Raw genomic sequence first — 14902 nt, 5'->3', positions numbered from 1 at the left:
CATAACAGTTTTCTGAAAGATGAGGTGATAACAATTGAATGCAGAGCCTAATCGAGTCCTTCATATTGTAAGTTCAATGGATCGGGGGGGAGCGGAAACCTTAATCATGAACGTCTATCGAAATATGGATAGAAGGAAAGTTCAATTTGATTTTGTTACACATTCTACCGAGAAGGGCGATTTTGAAGACGAAATCCTTGAGTTAGGTGGACGAATTTTTAAAATTTCAAGTTTAGGGCAATTGGGTCCATTTTTATATTTAAAAGAATTGATCAACATTATGAAATCTAACCATTTCAGTGCAGTTCATTCTCACACTGATTATCAAAGTGGTTTCCCTGCATTAGCAGCAAAACTATGTGGAATAAAAAATAGAATCTGTCATTCCCATAGTACATATTGGCAAAGAGGCGACAGCAGTTCTGAAAGGATTACCTTGAATTTTCTTCGTTCAATTATCAGAATTGCTGCCACAGAATATTGCAGTTGTAGTAAAGAAGCTGCACAATTTTTATTTGGTAAAAAAGTAGTCGATAAGGAAAAGGTGAGAATCCTAAATAACGGAATCATACCAGGTCATTTCATAAGAGATTTTAAAATTGATAGGAAAAGTATTATTAGAGAATTAGGCTTACCAGATGATTCGAAAATTGTTGGGCATGTGGGGCGCTTTTCCGATTCTAAGAATCATAGCTTTTTACTTAAGGTAATGAAAAAATTGATAGAACAAGATAACCGTTTTAATGCCTTATTGATTGGAGACGGTCCGATAAGAGGACAAATTGAACATGAAGCTTTAAAACTAGGGATTTATGATCATATTAAATTTTTAGGTGTAAGGACGGATATCGCAAGATTAATGAATGCTTTTGATGTATTTTTATTTCCATCAAAATTTGAAGGGTTTGGAATTGTAACCGTAGAGGCTCAATGTTCTGGAACTCCATGTGTCATTTCTGACACAGTTCCTAATATAACTGATATGGGTTTAGGTCTTGTGTCCTATCTAAGTCTTGATGCAAATATTGATTCTTGGTGTAGTAAGGTATCAGAAGTCTTAATAATTGAAAAGCCAGATCAAGAAAAGATAATGGAAGAGGTAACAAACCGCGGGTATAATATCCAGAATAATGTAAATGATTGGGTTAGCCTATACGGGTTAGCTACATAGAATATGTTTGAAATTGAGAGGTCTAGGGATGATGAAAAAAAAATTACTAATCACCTCATTTGATTTGGCTATAGGTGGTGTAGAACGAAGCCTTATAGGTCTTTTAAAACAAATTGATTATAACAAATATGATGTTGATTTAATGTTATTTAAGCATGAAGGAGAGTTCCTTTCCTTTATACCAAATGGTCCAAAGTTACTGCCCGAAATACCTGAATATACCACATTTAGGATGTCGGTGGCACAAATTGCAAAGGAAGGTCATTATCCTATCGCTATTACAAGAGCAATGGCAAAATATCTAGGGTCTTTTCAAGGTAAAGTAAAAAAAATGGATGAGCCTGGCTACCTTGTCATTCAATATGGATGGGAAATAACTAATCCTTTTCTTCCGAAATTACATAAGGAATATGATGTGGCCATAGGATTTCTATGGCCACATCATTTTATTGGGGAAAAAGTAAACGCGAAAAAAAGAATTGGATGGATTCATACAGATTACTCCAATATCCCCTTGAATCAAAAATTGGAAAAAAAAATGTGGGGGAAATTAGACAAAATTGTGGCTGTTTCTGAAGAGTGCTCCAATACATTTTTGAAATTATATCCTGATTTCAAATCTAAAACAACGGTGATAGAGAATATTCTTTCACCGGAGTTCATTAGGAAACAAGCTAATGAAGATGTATCAAATGAGATAATTAAAGTGCCTGGAAGAACCAATCTATTAACTGTAGGTCGTTTTTCTCACGCTAAAGGTTTGGATCGAGCTATTGAAGCGTGCAAGGAATTAGTTAATGAGGGGTTTGATATACATTGGTATGTGGTTGGTTACGGTCCACTTGAAAAAGACCTAAAAATTCTGATCGAAAAGAACAAATTAAAGGACAGATTCTTTTTACTTGGTAAAAAAACAAACCCTTATCCATATATTAAGGCTTGTGATATTTATGTACAACCATCGAGGTATGAAGGTAAAGCTGTGACAATTAGAGAAGCCCAAATATTAGGTAAACCAGTAGTGATTACTAATTTTCCAACAGCAAAGAGTCAAGCATGTGATGGCGTAGATGCAATAATTACACCTCAAAATTGTTCTGGTATAGTTACTGGAATAAAAAGATTAATTGAAGATCAAGGAATTAGAGAAAATTTAATTTCCAACGTTCGCTCCCGTAACTATGGAAACGAGACTGAAATCGAAAAATTATATGAATTAATTGAATCTTAAGTTGTTGGCAAAGTACTAAGTTAATGTGATGAGTAAACTAGGGGATAAAAATCATCACTTAAAAAAATATAACCTTTTTAATTTGAAATTTTATGGGGGATGAAAAAAGTGACATCCATATCGGATAAACTTACACAGCAAAAATTTCAAGAGATTTTACTAAATACATACTTAAAAGGAACGGAAGAAAAAAGTATTAAAGTTAGTGATTTAATTGAGGAAATTAAACAACAGGTTCTAAATATAAAAGCTGATAAAAAATAAAAAGCTAGGGGGAGAGAACTAATGAAGCGAGTATTTGATTTTCTCATTTCCTTTATATTGTTTATTGGTTTGTTACCTATTTTCCTACTAATTGCAATCCTAGTAAAATTAAAACTCGGGTCTCCAGTTATATTTAAACAGCAACGGCCAGGATTACATGGAAAACCATTTTATTTGTATAAATTTAGAACCATGACAGATGAACGTGATAATAATGGGCAATTGCTTCCGGATCGTTTTAGGTTAACATCATTTGGTAGGATGTTAAGAAAATATAGTTTGGATGAGTTTCCTCAGTTAATAAATGTAATCAAAGGAGACATTAGTTTAGTTGGACCTAGACCTTTATTGATGGAATATCTACCTCTTTATACTGACGAACAATCCAAGCGACATAATGTCAGACCTGGTATTACAGGTTGGGCACAAGTAAATGGTAGGAATGCGATTACCTGGGATGAGAAGTTTGACTTGGATATCTGGTATGTTCATAATCATTCATTTTTGCTTGATATAAAAATTATTTTTTTAACTGTATTAAAAGTGATTATGACAGAAGGTATAAATCAGCCAGGAAGCGCCACAATGGAAAGCTTTACGGGTTCCAAACCTACTACTAGGGGTGACCATCCATGAAGGTTGTTGTGATAGGTCATGGTGGTCATAGTAAGGTTATAACTGAAGCGATTTTATCTAATGATGATTATGAAATTGTTGGGTATTTAGATGATAAATACGAGGGTGTTAGTTTAGTAGGAAATATAATCTATGGACCGTTATTATCTGCAATTACATTAGTAGATCATTTTTATGATATTAATTTTGTCATTGCAATTGGAAATAATGAGATTCGTAAAGAAATTGTTCGAAAGTTGAATTTTTCTGATAATCGTTATGTAACAATCATTCATCAATCTGCAGTAGTAAGTCCTACTTCAAAAATAGGCGTTGGTACAGTGGTAATGCCAAACTCGGTAATTAATGCAGATAGTGAAATAGGTAAACATACAATAATCAATACAGGTGCTATCGTGGAACACGATAGTGAGATTAGTAATTTTTGCCATATTGCTCCTAGAGCAACATTAACAGGAGATGTACAGCTTGAAGAGGGAGTCTCCATAGGGGCTGGGGCAACTGTTATTCCAGGGGTCACTATTGGAAGTTGGTCAACCATAGGAGCGGGAGCCGTAGTAATTAATCAAATACCGTCCTATTGTACTGCGGTAGGTATACCTGCAAAAGTGAAAAAAGTAAAGAAGGGTGAACTAATTGATTAATGTGAATAAGAAGAGGATTTACTTATCTTCTCCACATATGTGTGGGAATGAACAAAAATATATTAATGAAGCCTTTGAATCAAATTGGATTGCGCCACTAGGACCAAATGTGGATGAGTTTGAAAGGGAGATTGCCAAGTACGTAGGAGCTAATGAAGCTGCTGCTGTAAGCTCTGGAACTGCAGCCATTCATTTGGCGCTTTCTTTATTAGATGTAAAAAAGGGAGATAAAGTTTTTTGTTCTAGTCTTACTTTTGTGGCAAGTGCAAATCCTATAATTTATCAGGGGGCAGAACCGGTTTTTATAGATTCAGAACCTGACACATGGAATATGTCATCAGAAGCACTACAAAGAGCCTTTATTGAATCGTTGAATGAAGGAAAGCTCCCTAAAGCAGTCATTGTAGTTAATTTATATGGACAAAGTGCAAAAATGGATGAAATTACGGCTATCTGTGATTATTATAATGTTCCAATAATTGAAGATGCAGCTGAATCACTAGGGTCTACTTATAAAGGTAAAGCAAGCGGTACATTTGGGAAATTTGGAATCTATTCATTTAATGGGAACAAAATTATTACAACATCAGGTGGAGGGATGCTGGTATCCAATGATGTTGAATCATTAAGGAGGGCAAGATTTTTAGCTACCCAGGCAAGAGACCCTGCACCACATTACCAACATAGTAATATAGGGTTTAATTATAGAATGAGTAATATCCTCGCAGGAATTGGAAGGGCCCAATTAGAGGTTATAGAGGAAAGAGTAGCTGCTAGAAGACGAATTTTTGATCGATACTATAATGAACTTTCTGACTTACCAGGAATTTACTTTATGCCGGAGTTAGAGAATACACGATCTAATAGATGGCTTACTGCATTGATTGTTAATGAAATGGAATCAGGAGTATCTGTCCAAGAATTATTGTATAAATTAAGTCTAGAAGAAATTGAAGCTCGTCCGGTATGGAAGCCGCTTCATCTTCAGCCTGTTTTCCAAGGATCAAGCTATTATAGACATAGTGAAAATGAAAATATTTCAGAATACTTATTTGAAAAGGGAATGTGCTTACCATCAGGTTCTAATATGACTGAAGAACAGCAATTGAGAGTCATAAAATGTATTAAAGATTCAATTTTTCTCAGAAAGGTAAATTCAAAGGGAAAGTTTAATATCTGTTAGTAAAACGGGGTATGTGTAAATGATAGGAAATAATATATTTGAGATCCGTAAAAAAAGAGGATTAACATTATCGGAATTAGCTGAAAGAGCTAGCATATCTAAGTCGTACCTTAGTAACATTGAACGGAATTTAAATCAAAATCCATCCATTCAAGTAATTCATAAAATTGCCGGTGTTTTAAATGTTGATTTAAAAACTTTGCTCAAAACTGAATTCACAAATATAGAACAATATCCTGATAAAGAATGGATAGATTTAGCTTATGAATTAAAAAATTCGGGGATTAAAAAAGAACAAATACAAGAATATAAGACAATAATTGAATTCATTAAATGGCAAAATAGCAATTTAGAAAAAAAATAAATATGGTTAATGAATGATTTGATAAGTTCAATGTAAATAGTTGGAGGTAAGGATGTCACCAAAAGTTAGTATTATTATTCCAGTATTTAATTGTGAAAAATATCTATCAGGTTGTATAGATAGTGTTTTGGAACAAACTTATTCAGATATTGAGGTATTAATAATTAATGATGGCTCTACAGACAATAGCGAAAAAATCATTAATAAATATTTGAATGTTAATAATAAGATTAAATATTTTTACCAGGAAAACAGTGGTCCATCTGAAGCTCGTAATCTAGGTCTTTATAAAGCATCTGGAGATTACATAGTTTTTATTGATTCTGACGATACGATTGAAAAGGATTATATAAAAAGTCTATGTGATAAAATAATTAACACTAATTCTGATCTAGCCTGCAGTGGATATACAGATTTGTCAAGGTATGGCATTGTTCTCCATTCAGATTTTGATTTTGGGGATATCATTACTGTACATCAATTTATTGAGATGGTATGTAATGGAACAGGCGGGGTTCTATGGGGGAAGATTTTTAAGAGGGAAATTATACATAAATATAATCTGAAAATGGACAAAAATATATTTATGTCTGAAGATTTAATTTTTGTTTTGCAATATGTTATTCAATGTAAAAAATTTGCTTCGATAAAAAGTCATCTTTATAACTATAACAGATTAAATAACTCTAGCATTAGTTCTAATATATCAATTAAATATTTACAAAATCATATTAAGGTTTGTGAAAAAATAGAGGAAATATTGAAAACTGCAAACTTAGATAAAATAAAAATAAAACAAATCCTAACTGCAAGAATGCAATCAATTGTACTCGCTTTAATAGAACAACAAGGTAAAAATATTAAAAATATAGGAATTAAGGAAGCAGCTCAAAATGTAGTTAATATCCTGTCTGTTAAATATGTTAACCAATATAAGAAAAATTTTAAATCAAAAAAACTTTATTATAAACTCTATATTTTTTTCTTGAAAAAGGGATTTATTAAAACACTCATATTTTACGGATATTATTCTGATATATTAAAAGATTTAAAAAATACATTTTTAAATAAAAAACATATGAGTGTATAGTAATGGAACCAGTTTATAAAATAAATAAACACTTGGTGGTAATAAATGAAAAAGATCTTTGTTGATATATATCTAATGTTCAATCTTGGAGATGATTTGTTCTTAGATATCCTAGCTAAGAAATATCCTAACTGTCAATTTACAATAAATTATTTGGGAAATAATTATGATGAGTTTATATCCCATTATAAAAATGTAAATAGGAGAAAATATACTTTTCTTAATAAAATTTGTCAGAAGTTAAAAGTATATAATACTATAACAAATTATAAAAATATAGCGGAAACACATGATGCTCTCTTATTTATAGGGGGGTCAATTTTTAGAGAAGAAGAATATCATCATACACTATATGAAGATAGAATGAAATTAGTTAAGGAATTCAAGGATAGACATAAACCAATTTTTATATTGGGAGCTAATTTTGGACCGTTCAAGAATCAGGAGTTTTTTTATGATTATAAAGATTTATTTCAGATTTGCGATGATGTCTGTTTTAGGGATTTATATTCTTATAATTTATTCAAAGACTTATCACATGTTAGATACGCACCAGATATTGTTTTCCAAATGGATTTAAAGGAATATCAAAATATCCCACATAAAAATAGGGTGGGGTTCTCAATAATAGATTTAGGACATAAAAACGGACTTTCCAAATATAATCATAAATATATTAAAAGTACGGTTAAAACTATAGAGTTATTAGTGAAAAGTGGATACGAATGCTACCTAATGTCATTCTGTGAACATGAGGGAGATACTAAGGTAATAAAAAGGATATTATCTATTCTCTCAAGAGCAACAATTAAGAAAGTTAAGATTTATGAGTATAAAGGAAATTTAAAAGAAGCTATTAGTTTAATGGCTACTTTTAAAATGGTTGTAGCTGCAAGGTTTCATGCGAATATAATTTCATTTTTATTGGGAATTGGGGTCATGCCTGTTATTTACAGTGAAAAGACAACCAATATGCTAAAGGACATAAAACTAGATAAAATTAAAATAGGAATGAAAAATATTAATCTACAGTACGATGAAGATATTGTCAGAGAAGCTTTTAATAATAAAACAAATTTAGAGACTATTAAGCATAGGGCAAAGGATCAATTTAATAAATTAGATGACTTTTTAGGAGCATATCAAGTATCGGAATATTAACATATTATTATAATTAAAAACTAATGGAGAAGGATATGAAAAAAAATCTATTATTTGTCATAGACTCATTAGATTGTGCTGGGGCGGAAAAAAGTCTAGTTACGCTTTTGTCTTTATTAGATTACTCAAATTACTCTGTAGACTTAATGCTATTCCGGCATGGTGGAACCTTAGAAGAATTAGTTCCGAAGGAAGTAAATATTTTAAAGCCACTTAAATATACAGATTTTGCTTTATTATCTTTTAAAGAAGCAACAAAGTACTCATTAATGAACTTTGATTTTAAAATGTACACTTCTAGAATTAAATATTCGCTGGGTATCCGCAAAAAAAAATATAGCCATGCACAAAAAGCAAGAATTTACTGGCAGTGTGTTTCAAAAGCAATTGAAAATAATCCAAAAAAATACGATATTGCTATTAGTTACGCACAAGGAATCCCTACATTTTATGTGGCTGACAAGGTACAGGCAAAGAAAAAAATTGCTTGGGTAAATGTAAGCTATCGATTGGATGAAATGGAAAAGGAATTTCAGAGAAGATACTACGATGTTTATAATCATATTGTGGCAGTTTCGGATTCCGCAATGGAGATCTTATTAGAAACATTTCCTTACTACGCCGAAAAAGTGAGCGTAATATATGATATTAATAACCCTAACTTCATTACTAAGATGGCAGATAAAGGCCACGATTATAATGATGATTTTGAGGGGTTAAAAATCTTAACAATTGGAAGGTTGGCGCACTTAAAAGGCTATGATGTAGCATTGGAGGCATGTGAAAAACTTAAAGAAAGAGGAATTAAATTTAGATGGTACGCTTTAGGTACAGGACCCTTAGAAAATGATATTAAGGAATCTATTATTAAGAATGGATTGACTGAACACTTTGAGTTGTTGGGGGTAAGGCCAAATCCATATCCATTTATAAAAAATGCAGATTTATATGTTCAAACTTCTAAATCCGAAGGCTTTGGCCTGGCTATTGCTGAAGCCCGAATGCTTAATATTCCAGTTGTGACAACTAGATTTGATGCAGTTTACAACCAGATGATTGATGGCAAAAATGGTTTAGTAGTAGATATGAATGCAGAAGCGGTTTACCAGGGGATTTTAAAAATTATAAATAATAATGAATTAAGGCAAAGTATTATACGTTACTTACAGACCGAGAAGAAAGGGAATATTGAGGAGATAGATAAGATTTATAAATTAATAGGGTAACGAAAGAGAGTAAAGTATGAAAAAACAATTACTATTTATGTTGCTAAATATGAATGTAGGCGGTACGGAAAAGGCATTTCTTAACATGTTAACAGAGATGCCACCAGAAAAATATGAGATTACCGTTTTACTTTTAGAGGAATCAGGAGGGTTTCTCCAATATATACCAGATTATGTTGATATTGAAGTTATAAAAGGCTATAAGTCGATTAAGAAGATTCTGAATGACCCTCCACATATAACCGCTATAAACCTATTGAAAAAAGGTCACTTAATAAAGGCTTCTATCCTAATTTTCCTTACTTTACTTTCTAAGGTTACTAAAGAGAGAAGTCAATTTTTTAATTATGTCCTAAAAGATATTCCTAATATTGAAACGAACTATGATGTTGCTGTAGCATATGCTGGTCCAATGGACATAATAAGCTATTTTGTTATAAATAAAATAAAAGCAAAAAAGAAGATACAATGGATCCATTTTGATGTAACAAAAATTGGGTTCAATCAACAATTTGCTGCTAAAATCTATAAGAAATTTGATAAGGTCTTTGTTGTATCAAATGAGGGGAAAAATAAATTACTAAATTACTTACCTTCTCTTAATGAAAAGACTGATATTTTTTTAAATGCAATTTCACCAAGTTCAATAATTAATATGGCCAATGCTGAAGAGGGTTTCAAGGATAATTTTAATGGAGTTAGAATATTAACGGTAGGCAGACTGACAAAAGAAAAAGGGCAGGATTTAACTATTCCAATTTTAGCTAAGTTAAAATTAGCCGGTTATAATGTTAGGTGGTATTGCATCGGAGATGGTGGAGCTAGAAAAGAATATGAAGATTTAATTAAAAAACATGGTTTAGAGAATGACTTTATACTCCTGGGAGCTAATCCTAACCCTTATCCTTATATGAAGCAGTGTGATCTATACGTTCAACCTTCTAGGCATGAAGGCTATTGTATTACCTTAGCAGAAGCAAAATGCTTTAATAAACCTATTGTAAGTACAAATTTTACAGGTGCAAGAGAACAAATAATCAATAATCAAACGGGATTAATTGTAAATTTTGATGAAATTGAAATGTATAATACAATTAAAAAATTGTTAGATGATAAAGGATTAAGAAGGGAGATTGTGAAAAATTCCCAAATATATATAAATAACAATACAACTGATATTCAAAAATTAATAAACTTAGTTCCAAATTAACTAATGTCTCAAGTTTTGATTAAAAAAAGAAACTAGGGGCATTTCTTTTTTAATCAAAACTTTATAGATAGGGGGAAAAACTTTGAAAAAGGTACTTTTTATGCTAAGTAGTATGAATATAGGCGGAGTTGAAAAGTCGCTACTTTCCCTATTATCCGAGATGCCTAGGAATGAATATGAAATTACTATATTATTGCTAGAAAAAAAGGGTGGTTTTTTAGAATATATCCCGGATTGGGTTAAAGTAGAAGAAGTTAATTGGTATCAAACTATCAAACCGATTATCATGCAGTCACCCCAACAAACCATTAAAAATTATGCCAAGTCTCATCAATATCCTAAAATATTACCTTTTATTTTTTCATATTATATTTCTAAGTATTTTAATAATAGATACTTATATTATAGGCAAGTTTTTCATGAAATCACATTTAACGATATAACGTACGATATTGCAGTTTCATATCATGGACCTACTGATATTATCGATTACTATATAGCAAACCATGTAAAGGCATCACAGAAAATTTCTTGGGTTCATTTTGATATTTCTAAACATCTGGTGAATACAAAATTATATGCCAAGCTATATAAGAAGTTTAATAAAATAAATGTAGTGTCTAATGAAGCTATGCTTAGATTAATTGAAAAAATTCCATCTGTACAAGGTAAAGCTGAGGTATTTATGAATTTAGTACCTACAAATTTAATTAAAGAGTTATCCAAAGAGTATGTAAAGTTTGATGATGATTACAAAGGCATTAAAATTGTAACTGTAGGAAGACTTTCAAAGGAGAAAGGGCAAGATCTAGCTATTGAGACATTATCTAGGCTGTTAAATAAAGGGTACGATGTTCGATGGTATTGTATAGGTGAAGGAAATGATCGAAAAGAATATGAGAGAATGATAGAAAATTACAATTTGAAAGAAAACTTTTTTTTGCTAGGCTCAACTATAAATCCTTACCCATATATCGCAAATGCAGATATTTATGTACAAACATCAAGGCATGAAGGATATTGCCTTACTTTAGCGGAAGCAAAATGTTTAGCTAAACCAATAGTTACTACCAACTTTACAGGTGCGAAAGAGCAATTAAAAAATGGTCTTAATGGATTAATTGTCGATTGCAATGAGCAAGATTTATACCAAAAAATAAGATACCTAATTGACTATCCCACAGAAAGAATTAAGTTATCTTCAAATCTACAAAACTTTACTAATATAACTAGAAAAATAAAAAAGATGACTATTTAGAAAGGAACTTAAGTATGAATCCCAAAATTAGTATTATTGTACCGGTATATAAAGTTGAACCGTATATACGTAAATGTGTAGACTCCATTTTGGCACAAACACTTACTGACTTTGAACTGATACTTGTTGATGATGGATCACCTGACAATTGTGGTGTAATTTGTGATGAATATGCAAATATTGATAAAAGGGTAAAAGTTATTCATAAAGAAAATGGAGGCCAAGCAACTGCAAGAAATGCAGCTTTAGACATTGCAAAAGGTGACTATATAGGATTTGTAGATAGCGATGACTGGATAGAACCAGATATGTATGAACTGCTTTATAATATGTGTGAAAAAAATCATTGTGAGATTGCGAATTGTTCTAGCATAATATATTTTAAAAATAAAATGGTGAAAAATGGAAAACACTCTCTAACAATACATAATAGAAACCAATCAATGAGGGCTATGCTTGAAGGAGAATTATATGATGAGGTAGTATGGACCAAATTAATTAAACGTAACTTATTGGAGGATGTACGATTTCCAGTAGGAGTCATGTATGAGGATACAGCTTTTACATATAAAGTAATTCATAAAGCTAATAAAGTATGTTGCATAGGTGCATCAAAATATCATTATATAAAACGAGATGATAGCACTATGGACAGGGCAATTAAAAATTTAAGGATTGATGGGGTTTTGATATACAATGAAATGTACCATTTTATTGAGAAACACTATCCAGCACTATGTGATTTAGTTATCTTAAAATTAGCTAATAGTGCAATGGTTATCTTGAATTTAATATCTCATAATTCCAACTTTACAAAATATAAAAAAGAATACTATATCGTTTCTAATTTATTAAATATTTATTTTAGAAAAACAATAAAACTTGCAGAATTTCCTAATTCAGTAAAAGTTTTATTAATGGCAACTAAAATACAGCCATTATTTTATAAAATGTTGATTAATTTAAGTAGTAAAAGAGGATGAAAAACTTCTTCTTGAAAATTTATTATAAAATATTAAAGCTTCAAGAGAATGTCTTAGTATTAAATAATTAAAACTTAAGTAAAACTGTTAAACCGCCTATGGTGCATTCTACGGATGATACTATTGATTATTTACTAAATGGGATATGGTGATGGGGAATTTGCATTAATGAATGGGCAGAGTTTATTATTTCAGGAATTAACCCCTGTATTTAGGTCAAGATTAAAGGACATCTATTTTTAGCGAATCAAAAGAACATATAGTATGTATTTCCAATGTATTTAAAAGTCTTAATTGGTGTAATGAAAACTCAAAAAATTACTGGATCAAATATCTAAATTTAAATCGAGGTAAGATATACAAAATCATAAATAAAAAAAAGAATACTATGAACTCAAGTTACTCGACTTTATATAGACCATAAGGATAAAAGTAAAGCTGAGGTACGTTTTATAAAAATATGGAACGATAGGGAGGAGTTATGGTCGAAGGTGAAAAAGTAGGTTTGGAATAGGAAATACTTATTTGATAATGCTCGTTCCATTAAAAGAGTACTAAGTCCTGCTACTAACGTATATACGAAATATTGGGAAATATTAAATAGGGTAAAAGATTCAATCAAAATAAACTAATTTTAATTGCACTTGGTCCAACAGTCACTATTTTAGCATTTGATTTATCGAAATGCGGCTATCAAGCAATTGATATTTGGCATATTGAAATAGGCGAGTGGTTCTTACAAAAGCTACTGAAAAATCTCCCGTGAAGAATAAATACATAGGAGAAGTTCCTGGTGGAGCAAATGTGAGCTAAATCGTGGATATGAAATATAAGGAGCAAATAGTTTCTATGATAGGATAATTAAAGTTCCTAATTGATAACCAAAAACAATTAAGAAGGAATAAAAAATGAGAACTGAACATTCGCTAAAAAACATAACTATAAGTATTTTTTCACAGGTTGTAATTGTTTTGTTAGGGTTTCTCTCAAGAAAAGTTTTTTTGGATAGTCTTGGAGCAAATTATCTGGGAGTTAATGGATTATTAACTAATGTCTTATCTATTATGGCATTAGTTGAAGGTGGTATAGGTATAAGTATTGTTTATAACTTGTATAAGCCACTGGCAGAGAATGATCGAAACAAAATAATTGCTCTTGTTCAGTTATATAAAAAGGCATATGGGATTTTAGCTATATTAATATTAATAATTAGTATTGTCTTATATCCTTTCTTGGGAAATTTAATGAAGGACAGTAGCCCTGTTTCATATCTTTCAATCATTTACATTTTATTTGTTGCAAAGAATATGATTTCATATTTAAATGCCCACAAATGGTCTCTTATAAATGCTGATCAAAGAGGCTATATGTTAGCTCGTACAAATTTAATTATTCAAATTATAACAATGATAGCTCGAATAATTCTATTATTATTAACTCAAAACTATATATTATACTTAGTAGTTGAACTTTTGTTTTTTGCTCTACAGAATATTATCAACGGTAGAATAGTAAATAAACGATATCCTTATATAAAAACAAAAGTAAAATATAGTGCCGATAAAGAAACAATAGACAGATTGGTAATAAATGTTAAAGCGATGTTCTTGCATAATATAGGTGGTTATTTAGTTTTCGGAACAGATAATATCTTAATTTCAACTTTTGTTAATGTTGCTACGGTGGGAATTTATTCGAATTATACAATGATAACCCAACAGGTTTCTGCTTTAGTTAAACCAATACTAGGCGGAATAGGGGACAGCGTAGGAAATTTAATCGCAACAGAAAGCAAAGAAAAAAATTATTCGGTTTTTAAGGTCTCCTATTTGGTCAATTTTTGGCTTTATGCATTATGCGTTGTCTTCTTATATAATTTATTAGAGCCATTTATTAGCTGGTGGCTAGGAAAACAATACCTTTTAAATCATTTAACTTTAATTTTTATTTTGGTGAATTTTTATTTAGATGGAATGAGGACAGCTATTTCAACATACAAAAATAAAGCTGGGTTATTTGTTCAAGATAAATACGCTCCTCTTATTGAGGGGGGGATTAATTTAATTTCATCTATAATTTTAGTAAAATATTACGGAATTGCTGGTATTATTATGGGAACAACAATTAGTACCATTGCTACAGTATTATGGACACAACCATATATTGTTTATAAGCATTTATTTAAAGAGCCTGTACTTACTTATTTTATTAAATATTTGTTCTATTTAGGTCTAACAATTTTTGCGTGCTTTGTCACAACAAGTATTTGTGATTACTTGGATGTCGGAACTAAGTTTATTTCTTTGGTTATTAGAGGTATAATCTGTTTAATCATTCCTAATATTTTATTTGTTTTAATTTTATATAAAACAAATGAATTTAAATATTTTAATGGATTGGTAAACCTTACTTTAACGAGAGTGAAGATGAAGTTTAAGAAAACGAAATATGAATATGATTTATAAGAAAAAAAGCATCCCA

At 30.7% G+C, this 14902-nt stretch carries 16 protein-coding genes; all 16 read left to right on the top strand.

What is annotated here, in order from left to right; all coding sequences use genetic code 11:
• The first annotated feature begins 76 nt into the window (after positions 1 to 76).
• The 16 genes from JOC76_RS06345 to JOC76_RS06265 all read left to right on the top strand — a co-directional run bounded on the left by JOC76_RS06345 (position 77) and on the right by JOC76_RS06265 (position 14886).
• Positions 77 to 1171 (top strand): glycosyltransferase family 1 protein, encoded by a 1095-nt coding sequence (locus JOC76_RS06345; protein ID WP_205177006.1) that lies wholly within the window; start codon positions 77 to 79, stop codon positions 1169 to 1171.
• Positions 1172 to 1199: 28 nt separating this feature from the next.
• Positions 1200 to 2402, top strand: a complete 1203-nt coding sequence (locus tag JOC76_RS06340) for a glycosyltransferase (protein ID WP_205176757.1) — start codon at positions 1200 to 1202, stop codon at positions 2400 to 2402.
• A gap of 99 nt (positions 2403 to 2501) precedes the next feature.
• Positions 2502 to 2666: a YwzD family small protein gene (locus JOC76_RS06335; protein WP_205176756.1), complete on the top strand. Its 165-nt coding sequence runs from the start codon at positions 2502 to 2504 to the stop codon at positions 2664 to 2666.
• A gap of 21 nt (positions 2667 to 2687) precedes the next feature.
• Positions 2688 to 3302 carry a sugar transferase gene (locus JOC76_RS06330; protein WP_205176755.1) on the top strand — a complete coding sequence of 205 codons (615 nt, stop codon included), beginning with the start codon at positions 2688 to 2690 and terminating at the stop codon, positions 3300 to 3302.
• Positions 3299 to 3946 (top strand): acetyltransferase, encoded by a 648-nt coding sequence (locus tag JOC76_RS06325; protein WP_205176754.1) that lies wholly within the window; start codon positions 3299 to 3301, stop codon positions 3944 to 3946. The genes JOC76_RS06330 and JOC76_RS06325 overlap by 4 nt, the downstream gene beginning before the upstream one ends.
• Positions 3947 to 3983: 37 nt before the next feature.
• Positions 3984 to 5129 carry an aminotransferase class I/II-fold pyridoxal phosphate-dependent enzyme gene (locus tag JOC76_RS06320; protein ID WP_239557596.1) on the top strand — a complete coding sequence of 382 codons (1146 nt, stop codon included), beginning with the start codon at positions 3984 to 3986 and terminating at the stop codon, positions 5127 to 5129.
• 19 nt (positions 5130 to 5148) lie between these two features.
• Positions 5149 to 5493, top strand: coding sequence for an XRE family transcriptional regulator (locus tag JOC76_RS06315; protein ID WP_205176752.1), 345 nt, complete (start codon positions 5149 to 5151; stop codon positions 5491 to 5493).
• A gap of 52 nt (positions 5494 to 5545) precedes the next feature.
• On the top strand, positions 5546 to 6583 hold the full coding sequence (locus JOC76_RS06310) for a glycosyltransferase family 2 protein (RefSeq protein WP_205176751.1): 1038 nt from the start codon (positions 5546 to 5548) through the stop codon (positions 6581 to 6583).
• A 45-nt stretch (positions 6584 to 6628) separates the two neighbouring features.
• Positions 6629 to 7744 (top strand): polysaccharide pyruvyl transferase family protein, encoded by a 1116-nt coding sequence (locus tag JOC76_RS06305; RefSeq protein WP_205176750.1) that lies wholly within the window; start codon positions 6629 to 6631, stop codon positions 7742 to 7744.
• 35 nt (positions 7745 to 7779) lie between these two features.
• Positions 7780 to 8970: a glycosyltransferase gene (locus tag JOC76_RS06300; RefSeq protein ID WP_205176749.1), complete on the top strand. Its 1191-nt coding sequence runs from the start codon at positions 7780 to 7782 to the stop codon at positions 8968 to 8970.
• A 16-nt stretch (positions 8971 to 8986) separates the two neighbouring features.
• Complete coding sequence (locus tag JOC76_RS06295) at positions 8987 to 10180, top strand: glycosyltransferase (RefSeq protein ID WP_205176748.1); 1194 nt, start codon at positions 8987 to 8989, stop codon at positions 10178 to 10180.
• Positions 10181 to 10262: 82 nt separating this feature from the next.
• Complete coding sequence (locus tag JOC76_RS06290; RefSeq protein ID WP_205176747.1) at positions 10263 to 11438, top strand: glycosyltransferase; 1176 nt, start codon at positions 10263 to 10265, stop codon at positions 11436 to 11438.
• Positions 11439 to 11452: 14 nt separating this feature from the next.
• Positions 11453 to 12421, top strand: a complete 969-nt coding sequence (locus JOC76_RS06285; RefSeq protein WP_205176746.1) for a glycosyltransferase family 2 protein — start codon at positions 11453 to 11455, stop codon at positions 12419 to 12421.
• A gap of 235 nt (positions 12422 to 12656) precedes the next feature.
• The gene (locus JOC76_RS30830) at positions 12657 to 12845 is read left to right on the top strand and encodes a GT-D fold domain-containing glycosyltransferase (RefSeq protein WP_205177005.1); all 189 of its coding nucleotides are present in this window, start codon (positions 12657 to 12659) and stop codon (positions 12843 to 12845) included.
• 207 nt (positions 12846 to 13052) lie between these two features.
• On the top strand, positions 13053 to 13187 hold the full coding sequence (locus JOC76_RS31060) for a GT-D fold domain-containing glycosyltransferase (protein WP_205177003.1): 135 nt from the start codon (positions 13053 to 13055) through the stop codon (positions 13185 to 13187).
• Positions 13188 to 13329: 142 nt separating this feature from the next.
• The gene (locus JOC76_RS06265; protein WP_205176745.1) at positions 13330 to 14886 is read left to right on the top strand and encodes a lipopolysaccharide biosynthesis protein; all 1557 of its coding nucleotides are present in this window, start codon (positions 13330 to 13332) and stop codon (positions 14884 to 14886) included.
• The last annotated feature ends 16 nt before the right edge of the window (positions 14887 to 14902 follow it).

It is taken from the genome of Neobacillus cucumis, from assembly GCF_016908975.1.
Taxonomy (GTDB): Bacteria; Bacillota; Bacilli; order Bacillales; family Cytobacillaceae; genus Neobacillus; species Neobacillus cucumis.
The sequence above is the reverse complement of the archived record's forward strand: the minus strand, read 5'-3'. Positions and strand labels throughout refer to the sequence as shown.

Excerpts from the sequence above, each read along its gene's own strand:
- JOC76_RS06310 (WP_205176751.1), top strand. The coding sequence starts at position 5,546 with ATGTCACCAAAAGTTAGTATTATTATTCCAGTATTTAATTGTGAAAAA.
- JOC76_RS06340 (WP_205176757.1), top strand. The coding sequence starts at position 1,200 with ATGATGAAAAAAAAATTACTAATCACCTCATTTGATTTGGCTATAGGT.
- JOC76_RS06320 (WP_239557596.1), top strand. The coding sequence starts at position 3,984 with ATGTGTGGGAATGAACAAAAATATATTAATGAAGCCTTTGAATCAAAT.
- JOC76_RS06305 (WP_205176750.1), top strand. The coding sequence starts at position 6,629 with ATGAAAAAGATCTTTGTTGATATATATCTAATGTTCAATCTTGGAGAT.
- JOC76_RS06300 (WP_205176749.1), top strand. The coding sequence starts at position 7,780 with ATGAAAAAAAATCTATTATTTGTCATAGACTCATTAGATTGTGCTGGG.
- JOC76_RS06330 (WP_205176755.1), top strand. The coding sequence starts at position 2,688 with ATGAAGCGAGTATTTGATTTTCTCATTTCCTTTATATTGTTTATTGGT.
- JOC76_RS06345 (WP_205177006.1), top strand. The coding sequence starts at position 77 with ATGGATCGGGGGGGAGCGGAAACCTTAATCATGAACGTCTATCGAAAT.
- JOC76_RS06295 (WP_205176748.1), top strand. The coding sequence starts at position 8,987 with ATGAAAAAACAATTACTATTTATGTTGCTAAATATGAATGTAGGCGGT.
- JOC76_RS06285 (WP_205176746.1), top strand. The coding sequence starts at position 11,453 with ATGAATCCCAAAATTAGTATTATTGTACCGGTATATAAAGTTGAACCG.
- JOC76_RS06315 (WP_205176752.1), top strand. The coding sequence starts at position 5,149 with ATGATAGGAAATAATATATTTGAGATCCGTAAAAAAAGAGGATTAACA.
- JOC76_RS06335 (WP_205176756.1), top strand. The coding sequence starts at position 2,502 with ATGAAAAAAGTGACATCCATATCGGATAAACTTACACAGCAAAAATTT.
- JOC76_RS06265 (WP_205176745.1), top strand. The coding sequence starts at position 13,330 with ATGAGAACTGAACATTCGCTAAAAAACATAACTATAAGTATTTTTTCA.
- JOC76_RS06325 (WP_205176754.1), top strand. The coding sequence starts at position 3,299 with ATGAAGGTTGTTGTGATAGGTCATGGTGGTCATAGTAAGGTTATAACT.